We start from the raw sequence: 1,817 nt of genomic DNA, 5'->3' as shown, positions 1-1,817 counted from the left end.
GTGGAGGCCGGTATCCCTGTTGACGACATTGTCTATACAACCGATCCCGCTCTGCCTCATATCCTTAAGACAACGGAAAACTACCAGGATACGAATGCTCAGTCCGCGAGCCGCGTGACGAGCTATCAATACGATACCTTCGGCAATGTGAGCGAAGTTCAGCTCCAGCTGGATAATAATCAGACCCAGCGCACAGAGATCGCCTACAGTGCAGCTTACAAGAACGCTTATCCAACAAGCATCAAGCAGCATATAACGGTGAACGGCACGCCGAAGACGATCGAAGAGCGTTACGAATATGATCTACCGACAGGCCGCGTTACGGCTTATGTTGATGGCAATGCGGTTGCCAAGCAGGCACCGGCAGGCTCCGCCGAGCGTTATGAATATGACAAGGTCGGACGGATTACGAAGGTAACACATCCTGCGTTAAGCGGGGAGGGGGCTCCGTCCTCACGAAGCTACTCGTTTGCCTATGACACCATTGCACAGCAGGCTGTGATGACCGAAACAGATGAGGAGGGCAAACAAACACGCCAGATCTACGACGGACTAGGACGTCCTTATGCCATTCAGCTGCAGAAAGTGGACAGCAACAACAACACCAAGTTCTATACCCTGCAGACGAATCACTATAACGACCTGGGCGAACTGGATTATGTTCAGGACGGGGAGGGACATATTACCCGCTACGAATATAATGCCAACGGAGATCTGGTGGCAGAGACATCGGCCGAAGGCCGGATTCTCGGTTATGCCTATAATGATGCGCTGGATCAGGCGACCAACACTACCGATTACGGTGAGAAAATCACGACAACAACGGATGCCATCGGGCGTGTAACGCAGTCTCGGCGCAATAACGATCTGACAGGCGAGTCGATCACCACGACGCAGACGTATGATGTGAACGGAGATCCGTTCAGCATGCAGGCTGCGGACGGGAATGGCATGGCGACCAGCTTCCGCAGTGACGGACTTCACCGCCTGCAGGATGTGACCCAGACCGCAGACAGCAGCTCGGCTTTGCTTACGACCAGCTATCAATATAACAAGCTGGGCAGCCTGACCGAGAAGGTCTTCCCGGATCTGTCCAAGCTGAGCTACAGCTATGACGAGCTTGGCCGCCGTCTCTCGAAGACCGATTCGGTCCTCGGGCAGGAATCCTACACATATGACGATAACAGCAATATCACAGGCGGAAAAACACGTGAAGGAACCAGCGTTCTCAATCAATACGATGAATTGAACCGGCTGAAAGCTTGGTCCAGCGGCGACAAGCAGGGCAGCTTTACCTACTACAACAATGGCCTGCGCAAGACGATGACCGACGAAACCGGCACCACAAAGTACGAATACCAGCTGGACAACCAGCTTAAGAAAGTCACGTATCCGGATGGGACATCCATTCAGTACACGTACTACGATAACGGCCTGCGCAAGAGCATGACCGACCCGTTTGGGGTCACAACTACCTACCTGTATAATCAGGATAATCAGCTGAAGCAGGTGCTGGTCGATTCGCAGGTGGAAGCCGAATATATCTACCGCGACAATCTGGAGAGCAGCGACGAGAACTACAAGAAGTCCTCCCAGCTTTACCAGGCCCGACTGGCAGGCGGCAAGCTGACGACAACGTATATTAACGACGGCTTTGGACGACTCAGCAAGTTGAACCAGTCTGCGGACGGTTTCACCAAAACGTATACGTACGGCTATGACAACAACGACAATATCACGAGCCGCAGCGATGGAGAGAGTAGCGGGGAGTTTACCTACGATTCCCTAAACCGGATCCTCACCAGCTCGGAAGGCCA

The 1,817-nt window shown here is 53.2% G+C and carries 1 protein-coding gene; it reads left to right on the top strand.

From position 1 onward, the window contains the following. Positions 1 to 1,817: RHS repeat domain-containing protein (locus Q5741_RS21415; protein ID WP_305026138.1), on the top strand; the 1,817-nt coding region annotated here is incomplete at both ends.

The sequence above is a fragment of the Paenibacillus lacisoli genome (genome assembly GCF_030580655.1).
GTDB lineage: Bacteria > Bacillota > Bacilli > Paenibacillales > Paenibacillaceae > Paenibacillus > Paenibacillus lacisoli.
The sequence above is the reverse complement of the archived record's forward strand: the minus strand, read 5'-3'. Positions and strand labels throughout refer to the sequence as shown.